At 42.0% G+C, this 18512-nt stretch carries 19 protein-coding genes, 1 tRNA gene and 1 other RNA gene (1 of these 21 only partly in view); 11 read left to right on the top strand and 10 right to left on the bottom strand.

What is annotated here, in order from left to right; genetic code table 11:
* Window positions 1–31: 31 nt before the first annotated feature.
* A complete protein-coding gene (locus QC759_RS09905; protein WP_048072702.1) occupies window positions 32–721 on the top strand; it encodes a methyltransferase domain-containing protein in 690 nt (229 codons plus the stop codon).
* A 72-nt stretch (window positions 722–793) separates the two neighbouring features.
* A complete protein-coding gene (locus QC759_RS09900) occupies window positions 794–1519 on the top strand; it encodes a 4Fe-4S double cluster binding domain-containing protein (RefSeq protein ID WP_279845686.1) in 726 nt (241 codons plus the stop codon).
* Window positions 1520–1633: 114 nt separating this feature from the next.
* Here QC759_RS09900 and QC759_RS09895 read toward each other — a convergent pair whose 3' ends face one another.
* Window positions 1634–2146 carry a nitroreductase family protein gene (locus tag QC759_RS09895; RefSeq protein ID WP_048072704.1) on the bottom strand — a complete coding sequence of 171 codons (513 nt, stop codon included), beginning with the start codon at window positions 2144–2146 and terminating at the stop codon, window positions 1634–1636.
* 405 nt (window positions 2147–2551) lie between these two features.
* Here QC759_RS09895 and QC759_RS09890 point away from each other — a divergent pair, with 405 nt between their 5' ends.
* Both QC759_RS09890 and QC759_RS09885 read left to right on the top strand, forming a co-directional pair.
* Window positions 2552–2887, top strand: coding sequence for a winged helix-turn-helix transcriptional regulator (locus QC759_RS09890; protein ID WP_048072705.1), 336 nt, complete (start codon window positions 2552–2554; stop codon window positions 2885–2887).
* 56 nt (window positions 2888–2943) lie between these two features.
* Entirely contained in the window at window positions 2944–3723 is a 780-nt protein-coding gene (locus tag QC759_RS09885) for a phosphatase PAP2 family protein (RefSeq protein ID WP_048072706.1), read from the top strand.
* A gap of 67 nt (window positions 3724–3790) precedes the next feature.
* Here QC759_RS09885 and larB read toward each other — a convergent pair whose 3' ends face one another.
* Window positions 3791–4564: a nickel pincer cofactor biosynthesis protein LarB gene (gene larB, locus QC759_RS09880; RefSeq protein ID WP_048072707.1), complete on the bottom strand. Its 774-nt coding sequence runs from the start codon at window positions 4562–4564 to the stop codon at window positions 3791–3793.
* A gap of 163 nt (window positions 4565–4727) precedes the next feature.
* On the opposite strand from larB, the gene hypF reads away from it, so the two are divergent.
* Complete coding sequence (hypF, locus tag QC759_RS09875) at window positions 4728–7046, top strand: carbamoyltransferase HypF (RefSeq protein ID WP_048072708.1); 2319 nt, start codon at window positions 4728–4730, stop codon at window positions 7044–7046.
* Between the two features lie 149 nt (window positions 7047–7195).
* On the opposite strand, the gene QC759_RS09870 is transcribed toward hypF, so the two are convergent.
* Window positions 7196–7696, bottom strand: a complete 501-nt coding sequence (locus QC759_RS09870) for an ArsR/SmtB family transcription factor (protein WP_048072709.1) — start codon at window positions 7694–7696, stop codon at window positions 7196–7198.
* Window positions 7697–8057: 361 nt separating this feature from the next.
* On the opposite strand from QC759_RS09870, the gene grpE reads away from it, so the two are divergent.
* The 4 genes from grpE (at window position 8058) to QC759_RS09850 (ending at window position 12467) form a co-directional block, all read left to right on the top strand.
* Window positions 8058–8591, top strand: coding sequence for a nucleotide exchange factor GrpE (gene grpE, locus QC759_RS09865; protein ID WP_048072710.1), 534 nt, complete (start codon window positions 8058–8060; stop codon window positions 8589–8591).
* A gap of 22 nt (window positions 8592–8613) precedes the next feature.
* Window positions 8614–10473: a molecular chaperone DnaK gene (dnaK, locus tag QC759_RS09860; RefSeq protein WP_048072711.1), complete on the top strand. Its 1860-nt coding sequence runs from the start codon at window positions 8614–8616 to the stop codon at window positions 10471–10473.
* Window positions 10474–10665: 192 nt separating this feature from the next.
* Window positions 10666–11829, top strand: coding sequence for a molecular chaperone DnaJ (dnaJ, locus tag QC759_RS09855; RefSeq protein ID WP_048072712.1), 1164 nt, complete (start codon window positions 10666–10668; stop codon window positions 11827–11829).
* Window positions 11830–12092: 263 nt separating this feature from the next.
* Entirely contained in the window at window positions 12093–12467 is a 375-nt protein-coding gene (locus QC759_RS09850) for a carboxymuconolactone decarboxylase family protein (protein ID WP_048072713.1), read from the top strand.
* A gap of 18 nt (window positions 12468–12485) precedes the next feature.
* Here QC759_RS09850 and QC759_RS09845 read toward each other — a convergent pair whose 3' ends face one another.
* The gene (locus QC759_RS09845) at window positions 12486–13127 is read right to left on the bottom strand and encodes a DedA family protein (RefSeq protein ID WP_048072714.1); all 642 of its coding nucleotides are present in this window, start codon (window positions 13125–13127) and stop codon (window positions 12486–12488) included.
* A 546-nt stretch (window positions 13128–13673) separates the two neighbouring features.
* Here QC759_RS09845 and QC759_RS09840 point away from each other — a divergent pair.
* Window positions 13674–14153 carry a DUF308 domain-containing protein gene (locus tag QC759_RS09840; RefSeq protein ID WP_048072715.1) on the top strand — a complete coding sequence of 160 codons (480 nt, stop codon included), beginning with the start codon at window positions 13674–13676 and terminating at the stop codon, window positions 14151–14153.
* A 166-nt stretch (window positions 14154–14319) separates the two neighbouring features.
* Here QC759_RS09840 and rnpB read toward each other — a convergent pair.
* The 5 genes from rnpB to QC759_RS09815 all read right to left on the bottom strand — a co-directional run bounded on the left by rnpB (window position 14320) and on the right by QC759_RS09815 (window position 16171).
* Window positions 14320–14626: RNase P RNA component (rnpB, locus tag QC759_RS09835), an RNA gene on the bottom strand.
* A 14-nt stretch (window positions 14627–14640) separates the two neighbouring features.
* Window positions 14641–14715 (bottom strand) — tRNA-Met (locus QC759_RS09830).
* A gap of 139 nt (window positions 14716–14854) precedes the next feature.
* Window positions 14855–15178 carry a DUF1622 domain-containing protein gene (locus QC759_RS09825; RefSeq protein ID WP_048072716.1) on the bottom strand — a complete coding sequence of 108 codons (324 nt, stop codon included), beginning with the start codon at window positions 15176–15178 and terminating at the stop codon, window positions 14855–14857.
* A 9-nt stretch (window positions 15179–15187) separates the two neighbouring features.
* Window positions 15188–15742, bottom strand: a complete 555-nt coding sequence (locus tag QC759_RS09820) for a hypothetical protein (RefSeq protein ID WP_048072717.1) — start codon at window positions 15740–15742, stop codon at window positions 15188–15190.
* 3 nt (window positions 15743–15745) lie between these two features.
* Window positions 15746–16171 carry a membrane protein gene (locus QC759_RS09815; RefSeq protein ID WP_048072718.1) on the bottom strand — a complete coding sequence of 142 codons (426 nt, stop codon included), beginning with the start codon at window positions 16169–16171 and terminating at the stop codon, window positions 15746–15748.
* A gap of 374 nt (window positions 16172–16545) precedes the next feature.
* Between QC759_RS09815 and map the strand changes: the two genes are divergently transcribed.
* Window positions 16546–17469, top strand: coding sequence for a type II methionyl aminopeptidase (gene map / locus QC759_RS09810; RefSeq protein WP_048072719.1), 924 nt, complete (start codon window positions 16546–16548; stop codon window positions 17467–17469).
* Between the two features lie 32 nt (window positions 17470–17501).
* On the opposite strand, the gene QC759_RS09805 is transcribed toward map, so the two are convergent.
* On the bottom strand, window positions 17502–18512 hold the 3' portion of the coding sequence (locus QC759_RS09805; RefSeq protein WP_048072720.1) for a zinc-ribbon domain-containing protein. It continues 21 nt past the right edge of the window; the window shows 1011 of its 1032 coding nt (coding positions 22–1032); the start codon falls outside the window, past its right edge — the gene reads right to left on this strand; it ends in the stop codon at window positions 17502–17504.

Below are 18512 nucleotides of genomic sequence, written 5' to 3'. Positions count from 1 at the left end.
ACACAGCTAATGATATGAAGGAGGATCCTTTTTGGAGGAAAAAAATCTGGGTAAGATATTAAAAGAAAAATTCAACCAGGGAGCTTCTTCTTATGACCGGCAGCGAAAGCATGTGATCCCCTGTCTGGAAGATCTCTACGGAGTGACTTCTGATCTGGCCACTTCCCCTCATCCTAAGCCCAAAATTCTGGATTTAGGTGCTGGAACCGGGCTTCTTACCAGTTATCTGCACCAGAGGTACCCTGAGGGCTGTTTCACCCTCCTGGATCTGTCAGAGGAGATGCTGGAAGTGGCTGAATCCCGGTTTAAGAAAGGTTCTAATTTTAGTTACATCGTTGGAGATTACCTTAAACATGATTTTGGAGACGAATTTGATATAATAGTTTCATCACTCTCCATCCATCACCTGGAACACTCCGATAAGAAGTTTTTATACGGGAAAATTTACCAGCATCTTGGGCCCGGGGGTGTGTTCATCAACGCCGACCAGGTCCTGGGACCCCATCCTGCCAGTGAAGAGGAGTATCAGCGGAACTGGATGGAAAAGATACACCTGGGTTCCCTTTCTGAATCTGAAAAAAAGATAATACTGGACCGGATGAAACTGGATAACCCGGCTCGCCTACAAGATAACCTGAAATGGCTTGAAGAAATTGGTTATAGGGATGTAGATGTTTATTACAAATATTACAACTTCGTTGTGCTTTATGGCAAGAAATAAGGTTCAAATTAGATTAAGGATATGAATACCAGGAAAAACTCAAGATCCGGATAATATTAGGAGGATATGGATTTGATTGAAACAAATAGTACCCTGCCTTTAGATAATAAAATCAGAGAACGAGTCCTTGATGAGGGGGCTGATTTTTATGGAGTGGCTGATCTAGCAGCAGTCAGGGACTTCATCCAGGATCAGGGAGGGGAAGAGGTGGCATCCTATCCACGGGCTATCTCCATAGGAATAAGGATAATGGACAGTATTGTAGACCAGCTTCCCCATCGCCATGAAAAGGGAGTGGCAGTTAACTATCACCACCATGGTTACGACATAATCAACCGGCGGCTGGATCTATTAGCCTCCAGTTTAAGCAGCCTGGTCCAAAGTGAGGGTTTCCGCGCCCTGCCCTTACCGGCATCGGAACGTTACGACGATGAACGGATATGTGCCCTGTTGTCCCATAAATTAGCCGCCCACTTGGCGGGGCACGGTTGGATTGGTAAAAGTTGCCTTCTGATTACTCCTAAATTTGGGCCACGGGTACGATGGATAACCATACTCACTGATGCCCCCCTAGAGATAACTGGTAGTCCCCGGGATGAGCACTGTGGTGAATGCACAGATTGTGTAGACATTTGCCCGGTTTCTGCCTTCACGGGTGTGCCCTTTTCTGAGGAAGATCCGCGTGAAGTGCGATATGACGCCGCCAAATGTGAACAGTACCTCAACTCAGGGGAAGAATGGTCAGTCTGCGGTATGTGTGTTTATATCTGTCCCCATGGATTACGTAAGAAAGGATAAATGAAAATATTTCGGATTAATAGATAGGTAAATTTGATAGATAATAGATTAGATAAGTAATATCAGATAAGATTAGATAGATTAAATAAGATTAGTGCCATCCGGACAAACTAGCTATTCATATTTTTCATGGGATACAATGTCCTTCAGGGCTTTACGGGGCCGGGCTACCGGATTTTCATCGGCATATCCCAAGGTGAACATGGCCGGAACTCTAATATCTGAGGGAATGCCCAGAATCTCCTTAACCGCCTCCTCATCAAAGGCACCTAACCAGCAGGTTCCCAGGCCAAGTTCTGTGGCTTCCAGCATCATGAAAGACACAGCAATAGACAGGTCAACGGTGTAGGCGTGCTGACCACAGGGCATGATCCTTTCAGATTCTGTTGAACAGGCCACAATGGTAACTGGTGCTTGTCCCACAAATTTCTGGTAATGGGCTGCACTTACCAATCTACTTCGGGTATCCTCATCCTTCACCACGATAAATTTCCATTCCTGGCGATTAGAAGCTGATGGAGCTATTCTAGCCGATTCCAATACTTTTATGAGTTTTTCCTTCTCAATTTCCTTATCTTTATATTTTCTAATGCTTTTCCTCTGGGTAACTGCTTCGAAAACATCCATAGAAACACATCTGCCTACAATTATTACATCTTGAAAATAAACTCCTTAATTTAAAAATTAAAAAAAAAGAAAAAATAGTTATTTAACTTGTTTATCCCTCTTACTCTGCGTCCAGCATTTCGCCGTATTCTATTTCTATCTGACAGCCTTTAGGACCACAGCAAAAGTGTTGTAAATCGAATTGTACTAGCATGTTTTTCACCTCGATAAGTACTTAACAATAATAAAGTAACTAATTCTATTTAAAGTACGTACTGACAGAGAGAATATATACTTACATATTGTATACTTAGTATCACCTATGATAGTATAGAATATTAAGGGTATCTTGTATTTTTCCAAAAATTAAATACAAAGTAAAATTAAAAATGAATTCAAGACAAGCATGGGGATTGGAGTGGTAATATGGCTGTTAACGGAGACAAAGGGGATTATATCTGTTCCGTAGAAGCTGCCGTAAATGAAATCGGTGGCAAATGGAAATCATTAGTATTATGTTCCCTAAAAGATGGTAAATTGAGATTTGGTGAAATTAACAATAAATTACCAGAAATAAGTCAGCGCATGCTCACCAAAACCCTGCGTGAATTGGAAAAAGACCGTATAATCAACAGAAAAGTGTACCCTGAAGTTCCTCCCAGGGTTGAATACTCCTTAACTGCCAAAGGAGAGTCTGTACTACCTATTTTGGATTCATTATGTGATTGGGGAAAGAAATACTGTGAATACAATGAAAACTAGGGAAATAATTAGATAATATTAATTAATTCAGCTCCCCTCAAATTAAACGTGGCAAAATGAAAATAGACAACCCCTCCCCATCAAACTCTGGATTAAAGCTATTTGATCTGGGAACCAGTAAAAAATTATTTTTAATTTTATGCACGGCTATTTTATGGATAGCTACCCTAATTGCCTATTTCATTCCAGACTTCAATTACTGGTTAGTGGCCAGTTTTAACACACTGCGTACTGATCCCTTATTTGCCGGGTTCTGGTATTACTACACCAAATACATGCTGTACGTTATTGGAATACCCCTTTCCATCCTATATTTAGTCTCATTCAAACTTAATAATCTAAAACCTTACAGAATAGTATTTTTACTGGCCATAATGACCAGTGCCATTGGCACTCCCCTGGTGGACCCCGTCATGAAAGATCTATTCGCCGTTCCACGTCCGTGGGTACTTTATCCTGACATAAATAGTTTATATTATGTAAACGGGTTTTCTTTTCCCTCAGGACACTCTTTTCAAGCATTTGCTGGTACATTACCCCTTATAATATGTTTTTTGACCAGTGATGACACTTTTAAAAGAAACGGGAAAACCGTGACTTTGGCTATTATCTTACTGATTTTTGCCATTACCCTGGCTTTTAGCCGTTTGTTTGCAGGTGTGCATTTCCTTTCAGATGTATTATTCGGAATTGGCTTTGCAGTTATTTTAACCGTTATTTTAGCCAGCATATTGCAATGGTTACTGGATACAGGGAGATTAAACCTTAAAAATGAAAAATGGTACGCTTTAATATTTATTATGATGGTGTTCCTTAACCTGGTGCTCATCACCTAATTTAACACCCCAAGAGATTGCCCCCACAATACCATAGTTCAAGGGACTAAAAATTTGGGTGACCCAGTTACTGCCCCTTCCTGTCTATTTGCTTAACAATAGTGGAGGCAAATACCGCTGCTCCAAAACCGTTGTCTATGTTTACCACAGCTATCCCCGGAGCACATGACTGTAACATAGCATTTAATGCTGTAAATCCTCCAGCTCCAACACCATAACCTACCGATGTGGGTACCCCAATTACCGGGACATCCACTAATCCCGCAACCACTGAGGGTAAAGCGCCTTCCATTCCGGCCACCACAATTAGGGCCTTTACATCTTCTTCTATCATCCGTCGGATTTGATGGAATAAACGGTGAATTCCAGCCACACCCACATCATAGGATGTTAGAACTTCACAACCTGCTTCTTCGGCCACTACCCTGGCCTCTTCAGCCACGGGTACGTCAGAAGTGCCGGCGGTAATGATTCCGATCTTACCCTGCTTTTCAATCTCCCCATCTTTAATGAGCAAAATCCGGGCTTTTCGGTTGTATTCAAACTCATAACCATCATTTTGGAGATTAGAGATTTTTTCTTTAATAGTATTGTATTTAGTTTCTTCCAATCGGGTTATGAGTACTCTGCCCCTTTTTGCACATTCTTCAATGATCTTAATTAGCTCTGGTTCCTCTTTACCTTCTGCAAAAATCGCCTCCGGGAATCCAGTGCGAAGATCACGACCAGTATCTAATTTAGCAAAATCCTCCAATTCAACAATTTGCATGGTTTTAAGCATTTTTTCAGCTTCTTCCACTGATATATCACCGTTGATTAGATTTTGGAGTATTTTTTTCATACTATCGTTGCCTCATCAAATTTATATATAAAGCTGAAACATTAAAAACAATTCTATAAACTAACGGATCTTTTACTTTGAATTTTTCTACTATTAATTAAGGGTTATCATATCCAATTATCCTTAAAATCGGTCCTGAAAATTTACCAGAAGAGGCATCAAATTGAAAAAAGCACGAATACTTGTCCAGGGAATAGTGCAGGGAGTGGGATTCCGCCCCAATGTTTACCGAATAGCTAAAGCACTGGGAATTAATGGGTACGTGCGGAACCTGGGTAACGTGGTTGAAATAGTTGTGCAGGGAAATGAAGAAGATATTGAAACCTTCACCCACGACCTTAAACTAAAAAAACCACCCATTGCCAAAATTGATTCACTGGATATGGAGTGGATGGAAAATGACCAGCCAGAGTTGGAAGGTTTCCAGATCCTGGAAAGTTCCGCCAATTTTTCCGGATCATCGGTGATCCCCCCCGATGTGGCCACCTGTGACCGCTGCCTGGAAGAAGTTATGAAGGCCGGTGACCGTCGTCACCAGTATCCCTTCACGGCCTGCACTGATTGTGGGCCTCGCTTTACAGTTATCAGTTCCATTCCCTACGATCGCCAGCGAACATCCATGGAAGAATTTCCTCTGTGTCCAGATTGCCTAGAGGAATATCAGGACCCGGAAGACCGACGTTACCATGCTGAAGCCACCTGCTGCCCGGTATGCGGGCCAGAAGTTTTTCTCTACCAGGAAGGTAGAGTTGAATCAGATAATCCCCTTAAGGAAGCGGCCCGACTTCTGGATGAAGGGCACATTCTGGCCATGAAAGGTATTGGAGGCACCCACCTGGTGGCCAGTACCCTGGAAGATGAAGCCGTCCTAAACTTGCGCAGGAGACTGGGCCGGATGAACCAGCCCTTTGCCTGCATGTCCCCGGATGTGGCCACCATCCAAAGCTTTGCTGAGGTGGCAGACTATGAGGAAGAAGCCCTTTTATCCCGAAACAGACCCATTGTTATCCTTAAAAAGAATCAGGATTACTATTTATCCCCCACTGTTGCCCCGGATCTCCATAACCTGGGGGTTATGCTCCCCTACTCTGCCCTGCACCATCTTCTTTTCACCTACACCGATACACCAGCCTACATCATGACCTCGGCCAACATGCCCGGGGAACCCATGCTCACCCATAACCCGGAGATAATCAGTAAACTGGAGGGAGTGGCTGATTATTTCCTCCTCCACAATCGTGAAATCATTAATCGTTGCGATGACAGTGTGGTACGCTTCCGTGGTGGCGATATGGCATTTATCAGACGTTCCCGGGGTTACGTTCCGGAACCCTACGATCTTTCCAGTATAAGCACTGATCTGAATGTTCTGGCCCTGGGTCCAGAGATTGATGTGACTTTTTCCCTGCTTAAAGAAGGCAGATGTTACGTTTCCCAGCATATAGGGGATACCACCAAGTACGAGACTTTCCTCTATCTCCAGAAGGCAATCGAGTACATGATGGGAATCACTCAGACGGATGATATTGATGCGGTGGCCTGTGATCTTCATCCCCAGTTTTTTACCACCAAATTGGCCCATGATCTGGGTGAAAGGTTTAACTGCCCTGTGCTGCCGGTACAACACCACCATGCCCATGCTGCAGCATTATCCCTGGATTGGGGAGTGGATGAGTTTATCTGCATTGCTGCCGACGGTGTGGGCTACGGTGCAGATGGCGGTGCCTGGGGTGGGGAGATACTCCATTACCACGGAGCAGAATACGAGAGACTGGCCAGTTTAATTCCTCAAAAGATGCCAGGAGGAGATTTAACCACGCGCTATCCTGCCCGGATGATGATGGCCATGCTCCAACCATATTACAGTCCAGACGAACTCCGGGATCTCATGAAAACCCATTACCCAGATTACTTCCCCCACGGAGCAAAGGAAGTGGACGTGGTGGCCAACCAGCTGGAGAAAAACTTCAACCTCACTGAAAGCACCAGCACCGGCCGGGTTCTTGACGCACTATCAGCCTGTCTCCAGATATGTGGGGAAAGGACCTATGAAGGAGAATGCGCCATGAAACTGGAATCAACTGCCTATCAGGGTGATGATACCTTCGAAATACCCCTTAAAATTTCACATTACAATGGAAGAGATGTTCTGGACACTTCCCAGCTACTTTTATCTGTTTTGGAAAGGAAACTGGAGGGGGAACCAGTTGCCGATCTGGCCTGTTCCGCACAAAAGGCAGTTTCCCGGGGTCTGGCTGATCTGGCCACCCGGGCCGCACGTAAAAATGGCTTAAATACAATAGGGGGTTCGGGAGGAGTTTTCTACAACGAAGCGATCAGTATGACCATTAAAGAAGTTGTGGAAGATGCCGGTTACACTTTTATTCAGCATAAAAATAGTTGTGCTGGTGATGGTTCGGTTTCCCTGGGGCAGGCTGCAGTGGCTGCTTTAAAATATGGGAAAAAATTTAAAACGGAATAAACTGTTTTAGAACAAGAATATATTAAGAATTATTTATTAAAAATTAGTTTAAAACTTGGACAAAAAGTTTGAGAATTTAAATTTAAAAAAAATGATAAAAAAATGAGAATAACCTTTTTAATATAGAAATATGTAAAAAAAACTAAAAATTAAGGTTTCTCATCCGATGATTCATCCTCAAACATGACTGGCAGGTTAAGGGAACGTACCTTCAACGCCCGTTTCCGGGCATCCACCTGTTTTAACAGGAGTTCTGCATGTTTTTTGGCTTCGTCATAGTTTTTGATGAGGTTTTCCAGTTCAGGTGAAACATCTTCACCCATTCTGGCCCTTTCTTCCAGCATCTGCAGTTCCTGGAATTCATGCCCCGGGGCTTTCACCCGTATGGTACCCTGGCTAATGAATATCTGGAACTCCACATCATGGGAAATGTCGTAATATTTCCGAGGTCTTCCACGCTCTATTTTCTGAAAATTTGAGCTTAAAAGGCCTGCTTCTTCCATGGCCCGCAGGTGTTCAATTATGGCCTTCTGACCAATTTCCAGTTCCCGAGATATCTGGCTGACAAAACGTGGCTCATCCCTTAGAAGGTCCAGTATGTCCCGGCGGGTTTTGCAGCCCATGACATCCAGTAATAGCTCTAAATCCATTTTTCATCCACTTTTTCTCTGTATAATTATTAATGTTGTTGATTTGATTTATCTATTTATCTAAATCAATCTCAGTTTCAATTAGTTCAAGTGATCATCTATTGCAATTAATATCTTGATTGCTAAAACCTCTCAGGGATGCCATTCAAAGGAATGTTACCCCAAAAGTATTATGAATTTTTTTATAACCCATGGTTATTATAATACAATTTTTTAGAAAGGTTTATATAACCTTTGGTAACTATAGTTTTATATAACTTTTGGTAACTATAACCAGGGTGCAGAGAAAGGTTTATATAACCAATGGTAACTATAATGTTAAGTTGCTCAAATCTTCCCATCCCCGAATAAAGGTGAATAAATGACTGATAAAAAAGACGTTGACCAGATGAAGGATGATCTGAATGAGTTAGAGTCAGAGATCCAGAAAAAAAATGATGAAATCAAGGAGAAGGAAGAGGAAATAAAAACCAAGGATGAAAAAATAGAACAATACCATGAACAGCTTTTAAGGCTTCAGGCCGATTTTGATAACTTCAAAAAACGAACCGATAAAGAACTAAGTGAACAAATCCATTATGCCAATGAAAAACTCATTGTCAAGATACTGGACTCCTACGAGGATTTGGAAAGGGCCCTTAAATCTGGCAAATCCAATGATCTCCACGAAGGGGTGCAGATGATCCACCAGAACCTGAAAAAGATCCTGGAAGGAGAAGGTCTGGAAGAGATCCCGGCCCAGGGAGAGAAATTCGACCCCTACCAGCACGAAGCACTCATGGCTGAGGCTCATGATGACTTTGAGAATGGAGAAGTTATTGAAGAGCTTTGTAAAGGTTATAAATTAAATTCTAAGGTTATAAAGTATTCTAAAGTTAAAGTTTGCAAGAAATAATAAAAATTAGAGGTGAATTTGTATGGCTAAAACCGAAAAAATTATAGGAATTGACCTGGGAACCAGTAACTCTGCTGCGGCAGTGCTGGTGGGTGGTAAGCCAACCATCATACCCAGTGCAGAGGGAGCTACCCAGTACGGTAAATCATTCCCCAGCTACGTGGCCTTCACTGATGATGGTCAGCGACTGGTGGGAGAACCTGCCCGGAGACAGGCAGTAACCAACCCGGAAAAAACCATCACCGCCATTAAAAGGCAGATGGGTACCAACTACAAAGTAGACATATCTGGAAAACAGTACACCCCACAGGAAATCTCAGCATTTATCCTGCAAAAGATAAAGAAGGATGCGGAAGCATTCCTGGGTGAAGAAGTGAAAAAGGCAGTTATTACCGTACCGGCTTACTTCGACGACAACCAGAGAACCGCCACCAAAGATGCAGGAACCATTGCTGGACTGGATGTAGTGCGACTGGTTAACGAACCCACCGCTGCTAGCCTGGCCTACGGTATTGATAAGGCAAACGAAGATGAACTGGAAATAATGGTCTTCGACTTCGGGGGAGGTACCCTGGACGTGACCATCATGGAATTCGGAGGAGGAGTGTTTGAAGTTAGATCCACCAGTGGGGACACCAAACTGGGCGGGACTGACATGGACGCCTCCATCATGAATTACCTGGCTGCAGAATTCAAAAAAGAAACCGGTGTGGACCTTTTAAATGATGACCAGGCCGTGCAGAGATTAAGGGAAGCCGCTGAAAAAGCCAAAATCGAATTATCCACCACCCTGAAAACTGAAATTAACCTGCCATTTATAACCGCCACCCAAGATGGGCCAAAACACCTGACCCACACCCTGACCCGGGCCAAACTGGAAGAACTGGTGGACTCCATCATCAAACGCTGCTCTGCACCAATGGAACAGGCACTGAAAGATGCCAAGATGTCCAAAGGCGATGTAGATAAGATCATCCTGGTGGGAGGACCTACCCGAATGCCCATTGTCCAAAAATTTGTGGAAGACTACATTGGAAAACCTGTAGAACGGGGAATCGATCCCATGGAATGTGTGGCTGTGGGAGCTGCCATTCAGGGAGGAGTACTCGCCGGTGAAATCAAGGACCTGGTCCTTCTGGATGTTACCCCCTTATCCCTGGGTATTGAAACCCTGGGAGGAGTATTCACCAAGTTAATCGAAAGAAACACCACCATACCCACCAAGAAAAGTCAGGTATTCAGTACCGCTGCGGACAACCAGACTTCAGTGGACATACACGTCCTGCAGGGTGAAAGATCAGTGGCCAGTGGAAACACCACCCTGGGCAGATTCCAACTGATCGGAATACCACCAGCACCACGTGGAATGCCACAGATCGAAGTTACCTTTGACATAGACGCCAACGGTATCCTGAATGTATCTGCCAAGGATATGGGAACCGGTAAGGAACAGGCAATTACCATTACCGCCCCCAACAAGTTATCCGAGGATGAAATCGACCAGAAGATCCACGAAGCTGAACAGCACGCTGAAGAGGATAAAAAACGTCAGGAAGAAGTGGAAATCCGGAACAATGCCGACTCCATGATCTACACTGCAGAGAAGACCCTGGATGAACTGGCAGACAAGGTTCAGCCCGAGCAGAAAACCAAGATCGAAGGACTGGTCAAGGAACTCCGGGAAGTGGTGGGCGGAGATGACCTGGAAGCCATCAAGAACAAAACTGAAGAATTAACCAAAGCAGTACAGGAAGTTGGAGCTGCCATCTACCAACAGGCCCAGCAAGAACAGGCCCAACAGCAAGGACAGGATGCAGGCCAGGCTGGTCAGGATCCTCAAGATGACGACACCATCGATGCTGACTACGAGGTTAAAAAGTAAAACCCCCCCGAAATAAATTATTAGGGTGAGGATTTATTCCTCCCCTACCCCACACTTTTATTATATTTATTTTACTAAAATTGAAATACACAATGATTTAATATACTAATGGAAAATTTCATATAAGAAATAGAAATTGATTCTAATTCCATTATCAATCAACATATTTGAAGTATTTGAGGAAGATTAACCATGGCAGATAAGCGCGATTACTACGAAGTCCTGGGAGTGGAAAAGGGAGCCACCAAGAAAGATATTAAAAAGGCCTACCGTAAACTGGCCATGGAATATCACCCTGATGTGAGCGAAGACCCTGAAGCAGGTGAAAAATTCAAAGAAATCAGCGAAGCTTACGCCGTGCTTTCTGATGAAGAGAAAAGAAACACTTACGACCAGTACGGCCACGCAGGAATGAATGGATTCAGCCAGGAAGACATTTTCAACAATATAAACTTCGAAGACATCTTCCGAGGATTCGGCTTCGGAGGAAGTAGTGGTGGAGGTGGAGGTGGCTTTGAAAGCATATTCGACCTCTTTGGATTTGGAGGAGGCCGCCGCAACGGACCTCAACAGGGTGACGATGTACTATACGAAATGAAGATCACCCTGGAAGAGGCCTCCCAGGGAGTGGAAGAGGACATTGAAGTCCCCCACAAAAAAACCTGCCCCCGTTGTAATGGATCAAAAGCAGAACCCGGTACTGAAAGCCGGACCTGTGATGTCTGTGGTGGAAGTGGCCAGGTAAGACAGGTGCAGAACACTCCTCTGGGCCAGTTTGCCACTATACGCCCCTGCAGCGCCTGTCGTGGGGAAGGGAAAATAATAGACACCCCCTGCCATGAATGCCATGGTAAGGGTATTGTAAGACAAAAAAGCACCATCAATGTTAAAATACCCGCCGGGGTGGAAGATGGAAGCCGATTACGTGTTCCAGGTGAAGGTGATGTGGGTAAACGTGGCGGACCACCGGGGGATCTCTACGTCCTTATCCGGGTGAAACCCCACCAGTACTTCCAGAGGGAAGGAGCCAACCTCCATTACGAGAAACCAATCAGCTTTGTACAGGCCACCCTGGGAGATAAAGTAGATGTCCCCACCATCGATGGAGAGGTAGAGCTTAAAATACCCGCCGGAACCCAAACTGGAACCTCTTTCCGCATAAAAGGTCAGGGGATGCCCCATCTAAGATGGAATGGTAAGGGAAACCTTTACGTGAAAGTCAAAGTAATCACTCCCCGAAAACTCAGTCCACGCCAAAAAGAACTCTTAGAAGAGTTTGCAGACATCAGTGGAGATGAAATCTATAATGAAGACAAAGGATTTTTTGATAAGGTAAAAGATGCCATAAGTCACTGAATACCTGCAATACACCCTTAAAAAATAGTTCCTCCAGGGATCATCCCCTGAATTATTAATTTTTATTTTCATTTCCATTATTCAGAAATATCTAATTTAAGGGCTTCAACAATAAGAATAATTTTAACCTCGCCCCAGACCTACCTTATTTTCATAGTTCCCCTCCACCAAATAAAAGGGGGTGAGGATAACTATTTACTTTAGGGGAGCCAATTTTCATTTAATCAGGCTTGCTGGAAAAAAAGTTCTAAAGAAGTGATTACGTGAGTACCATTGATGAAAATTGCGAGATAGATGTAGAAGAAATACTGGATAAAATAAACAGTTACTTTGGTTTTGTGCCCAAAATATTCCAGGTTTTATCAGAAAATCCGCCTGTTTTAAAGGCTTACTTTGATAAAATGGAAGTTATGATGGTGGATGATGTTTTACCACCATTAACCAAGGAATTTGTGTCTATTGGGGCAGCGGCCGCCCTGGGATCACCCCACTGTCTTAACACCCATCTGGAAGTGGCCCGGGAATTCGGGGCATCCCCCGAACAACTACTACTGGCAATAGTTCTGGGAACGACCATTACCGAAACCACAGCCCTGTCAAAATCCCTAAGAACTTACGAAGAATTTGTTGGCCAATGAACTTTCAATGATTTAAGGTTAATCCCTCGTTTTTTCACTTCTTTTTTTCAATACAAAGATAACAACCACCAATACCAGAACTACGAGGATTATATTATCTATAAAGGATAATCCCTCAGATAGGGTAAGATAAAAGTTTCCAAATTGCCATCCGATGATTCCCAAAATTGATGCCTGAACCATCGCTCCGAAAAACGTTATTAACACGTAATTACGCGGGTTGTATCGTATCAAACCACAGAACAGACTGATTGCTATACTGGGGATCACCGGTACACACCGGGCAGTGAAAAGAAACAGGTTTTCATATCTGCTTTCCTTTACACGCTTCTCCACACCTTCCAGATCCTCTACTGAAACCCCCAGATATTTTCCGGCACGTTCAACAAAGGGGATGCCGATTTTATAGCTTATTCCATAGTATAAAAGTGAACCCAGGGTTACTCCCAAGGCTGCAGGAATGCTTATGTTAAAGAACATGGTTTGCAGCGATCCTGCCGACATAGCCACTCCCTTCATTAGGAAGAAGCTGGCCCCCAGAACTACCACACTGGAGGGAATGGGAGTCACTACCTGTTCCAGTATAGAACCCCCAAACACTGCCCATGGCCCATAACTGACTATGAATCCTTCTAAACCGGTTAAAATACTAGTTAACATCAAATTAAACTCCAAATTTTCAATTTGTGTGATTTATAGTTCAATAAAAAGTTTTACCCAAAAAAGTGATTATAAATTATAAGTCTTTGAAATGATTTTAACTGAATTCTCCCAATATTTCTCATTTTCTAAATAACATAATTTATAGGGATATTGCCCAGTAACTATGTATTTCTACGTTGAAAACTTTAGTTTGTTATTTAAAACACAATTAACATATATAGATTGCTACGGATTTACCCCTACTATTTCAGGGGAATTAACCATTGAGAATTTATACTCCGAATAAAATAACTGGAGATTATTTTAAAAATTATTAAAAAAATTCAAGGAAAGAAACTAAAAATTAAGAACTTAATTTATTTACTCTAAACCGTATTTTTACTCTAAACCGTAGTGTTTAATAATTATTTTGCTATTTAGTAGTTCATTCCCTCCTTTATCAGATTAATATTGGTTATAGACGGATGGATCAAAAAATATAATAATTATGCACAACATATTATCTATCACTAAGGGAGTTTGTTAACAAATAGGAGGGAAAATATGCAAAAGAACACCCTGGCCATAGTACTGATTATTTTGGGTATAATAGTTTTGGCCTTCCCACTGGCAGGAGTAGTTCCATTGAGTGTTTTAACCGGTATTGGTGTGGCCTTTTTAGGTATTGGCCTATTATTAGCTGGTTTTTCTGACAGAGTGGAGAGCAGCGGCTTGGGACTTCTGGAGATAGTGCTGGGTCTTATCGCCCTGGTGCTGGGTCTTGGATTTGTCTTAAATCCGGGATTATTCAGCTTCGTGGCAGGATTACTGATTTATATTGCAGGATTGTTCCTGGTTATCATCGGTGTAGTTGCCCTGTTCACTAAAGCTGGTGGTAGTCGCTGGAACGGAGTAGTAGCCATAATAATCGGGCTTATTTACCTGGTCTTCGGATATCTGGTTTCTGACCCATTCTACCTGGGAATACTAATCGGTATCTGGCTATTATTAACCGGAATATTGATGTACTTCCAGAAGGACTAAAAATTTATAATCCTTCTTTTTCTTTATTTTAACCAGATATTTGAAATCAATCTTAATAAGGGCAAATATCACTATTTTTAATTTCACATTGAAAAGAAACAATCCCATATTATTAATTTTATTAAAATAAGATTAATTTGATTTAATGAAAATAAGAATTATCATGGCCTGCCGAGAGTAACCCACCTTCTGTTGGTGGCAGCATTCATCTATGCGAGTTACCTCTGCCTCATACAGGATTCACTGGCAGTGTTTACCCTTGCATCCCGTGGATTGGCCGTTTCACCGTTCCTCCTGGTGTCAATCAGACGGATCTTCATGTTCATCCACCAGAAGACGTGTCGTTTCTGCTCCAGAGTCCTGCTTCTCAGCAGATGTCTTAGGACATCACGGTTCTGTACGATGGGTGGAGTTTCCTCAGTTTAACTACAGACATTAAATCTATAGAAACCGGTAGCTGCCCTTCGGCTGGCCATGAAAAAATGAGTAGCGGGGCCTAGATTTGAACTAGGGCTCTCGGGGTTATGAGCCCCGCGGGATCACCAGACTACCCCACCCCGCTGTATACCAGTGTTGGGTCTCACAGTATATAAAGGTTTCCCTCCATCTGGAAAAATCTTTTAAATTCCCACCCTGTAATCCCATTTAATTGGATTTTTTTATTATATATTAATTGGAACTTGGCCAAATCATCTAGATAGTCATTTAACCTCAGATAATTCCTTCAATTCTGAATTTAAAGAATAACCTACCACCGTTCGTATGGCAACGATCACCGCCAGAACAATGACGTCGTTCAGGGTTGGTTGCAGTATGCTCTTGATGAGGTCAGCTGCAATGAAAAATTCCAAACCCAAAACGATCTTGGTGGTGAAATCCAGTCGGATATCATTGTACCCTTCAGAACTCCGGCGGAGTTCTCGGGCAATAACCTTGATTACTGCCCTTATACCCCCATAAAAAACTAAAATAGCCCCAAATAGGGCTAAAGAATAAGAAATGTAATATACTATCTCTGGAAACATGGCGAACCTTTATTTTTTGGGTTTTTCTTCAGGATTCTCCAGTTTTTCCAGGCGCTCTTCAATGTTTTCCAGTTTCTTGTTGGTAGCACCACGATATTGGTTGAAACGTTTTTCCAGAGATTCTATATCGGTGGAAACCACTTTGAAACGTTTTTCAAGGGCAGAAAGATCCTTTTTAGTGGCCAGATCCCAGTCTTCTATCAGCTGGTCACTCTGTTCATTCAGGAAAAGATCGATGCGGTGGGATAGATTATCGGTGCTGATGGGAACACTTACTTTGCCCTTAATTTTTTCGCCCATCCCGGTAACTTTTTCACTTACACCAGAAACATTTAATTTTTCTCCCATCCCCGACATAGACCCCTCTCCATTAACTTTTTCACCAGTGCCCTGTACTTTTTCACCTAAATTACTGGCCCCCCCATAGACCTTTTCTCCTAAATTGGTGGCATCACTCTTTACCCTGCTTAAATTGATCTTGCTGTTATCCTGTAGGTAGTAATATAGGAGTACAACTACTGCTCCAGCCAATACAAGAATAGCAAACACTTCTAATGGAGTCATAACCTATTTACCTCCTTTAACTTTCCCTTTTTTATTCATCTCGGCTTCTTTTTTCTCAATATCATCCAGGAGTTTCTGAAGCTTTTCATACTCGGCACGTGTTTCCAGACGGGTGACTCTTTCATTAATTTCACTGTGCAGGAATCCCACCTTTTGCATCATTTTGGATGTTTCACCTCTTATCTGGGAAAGCCGTTCCTGCTGATCCTTGGGTAGCGGTATAACATTTTCCATTAATCTCTTGGATTCCAGATCACGTTCCACCAGTTCGATTTTTTTAAGTTCTGCCTGTTTTTCAAGGAATGTTACGTTACTTTGGGCTTCTCTAACCCTTCTCCATTGCAATACAATTACAATCACTGCCACCAGGGCAATTACTGCAATAATCAACAAAAAAACATTTTGTGAAATACTTACCGTGTCTGCCATATTTGTATTCCCCCTATTCCATGATTAATAAACCAAATTAAATTCAATACAAACGAATTTTATCAATGCCGACTTAAAGTATTAAGCAAGCTTCTTTAAACAAGGTTAAATTACCATTTTTATCCTGTTGAATTTTATACAATTAATACCAGTCAATTAATACTTTAAATCGTTTGTTGACTTCTCATATGAAAAGTACATATAATATGTTGGATTTTATATAATTAATGCTTTGTTATTTTTAGTTTCACCTTTTAAGGATATGATAAAATGTGCTTCCTTTAGAATTGAAGCCAAGAAAGATATAGGCAGAAGTTACAGAGCAGGTTAATAATATTTAATTTGATTTACAAATTATTTTATGTAGTGATGTCATGATAGAGATGTACCAAAAAGCAGGCAAAATTGTGAAAGACGTTAGAGAACTCGCAGTTAGTGAAGTTCATGAAGGAATGAAAGTTTTAAGTCTAGTAAACCTCATTGAATCAGAAATCATTAAAAGAGGAGGTTTCCCCGCCTTTCCCTGCAACATATCCATCAATGAAGTCACTGCCCATTACACCTCACCTGCTGGTGATGAAACCATCTTAAAAGATGGAGATCTAGTTAAAATAGACTTGGGAGCCCATGTTGATGGTTTCATAGCCGATTCAGCCACTAGTGTGATTATTGGTTCAGGAGATGGTCATTACCAGTCTGGAGATAAGGTTTACACCCTGGAAAAACAGACAAAACTAATTGAAACCGCTAACCAAGCCCTAGAAGTTGCTATCAGTAATGTCCGTGCTGGTGCGGAGGTGGGTAAAATCGGGGAGGCTGTGGAAGAATATGTTAAATCCCAGGGACTTCTACCAGTGGCTAACCTCACCGGCCACAGTATGGATCAGTGGATACTGCACTCCGGATTGTCCATACCCAACGTAAAAGAACAAAACCACCACCAATTAGAAGAAGGAGACATACTGGCCATTGAACCATTCGTAACTGATGGCATAGGTGTAGTGGGAGATATGAAAGATACATTTATTTTCAGATTCCTTCGTGACCGGCCATTACGTCTAGCACCCGCCAGAAAGTTACTTGAAGTCATTAAATTAAAATACGCTAACCTTCCTTTTGCCCAGAGATGGTTAAATGAAGAACCCGGCATCCGCCAGTTAAAACCTGCCATGAGGCAGCTTATTTCTTCCCGGGCAATTTATCCCTACCATGTGCTCCGCGAGAAAAGTGGTGCCAGGGTGGCTCAGGCTGAACACACGGTTATTGTGGAAGCCGATGGATGCTCGATTATAACCTGAATAACTAAGGAGACTATTGTGAATTTAAAAATTCACCAATCATTTCCATCTGCAACTTCAAAGGAATCGCATATATCCTCAAAGGAATCAAAAACATCATCAAATGAATCCATTTCAAAATCTTCAAATGCATCTAGAACATCCCAGTCAAACCAATCCACGGTATTATCAAAATCCAGAAGGTCTTCCTTTTTTTTAGAAGAATTTATACCTAATTTCATTCCCACCCCCACAGAAAGGGGATACAACAGGTAAGGGTAGAATTTTGATGTTTTGGTTTTAACATTGGCCAGTCTATTTTTTAACAGTTGCAGTTGACCACGGTCATAGGGTAAGATAAATATATGGGTACCTACTGCACTTAGGAAAGCTTTAGCTTTTTCTGGATTGGAGTCCATCCAATTTAACAAATTATCGGAATCAATGAATAGATCATTTATTCTATCTTTAACTCGAATACCTTCTTCAGTTAAAGCATATTTTGCATTAGACAACATTCCCTTCTTTTCTGTTAATATTACGTATCCTTTTTCAATTAAAACAGGCATTACAAAATCATTTTTGTATTTATAAAATAAGGGACCGGTTAAACGAGACCGGAACTGTTTTAGTATATTTTTAAAGTATTTTTTTATTTCTAGTTCCTGATTTTTACCCAGTGGTTTGGTGAAAACTTCTTGGTAGGGTTTTAGGTCCTGGTTAAAATTTTCTCCCTTACTTACCCTGTTGACCATTTTTTTAGACAAAAAACCTTTTTCTTCCCGTGAATTTATTTTAATGACTTTACGGGCCAGAAGATCCTTCATGGTTAATTTTAACAATTCTTTCCCATGAGTGTTATCTGTGGATATATTGGGAGAATCAATGTGCAACAAAGCATAGGATTCAGCAGGTGCAAGTCCCAAAGATTTCATTTCCTCCTCAGATGAATCTTTTCTGCCATTTTCAGAAGGATGAACCATCTTCGTTCCACATTCCATGCAGAACATGGCATTGGAAGGGTTTTTAGCACCACATCCACTGCAAAAAATCATATTAGTAGA

Source organism: Methanobacterium formicicum (genome assembly GCF_029848115.1).
Taxonomy (GTDB): Archaea; Methanobacteriota; Methanobacteria; order Methanobacteriales; family Methanobacteriaceae; genus Methanobacterium; species Methanobacterium formicicum.
This window is presented reverse-complemented; position numbering and strand designations above follow the sequence as displayed.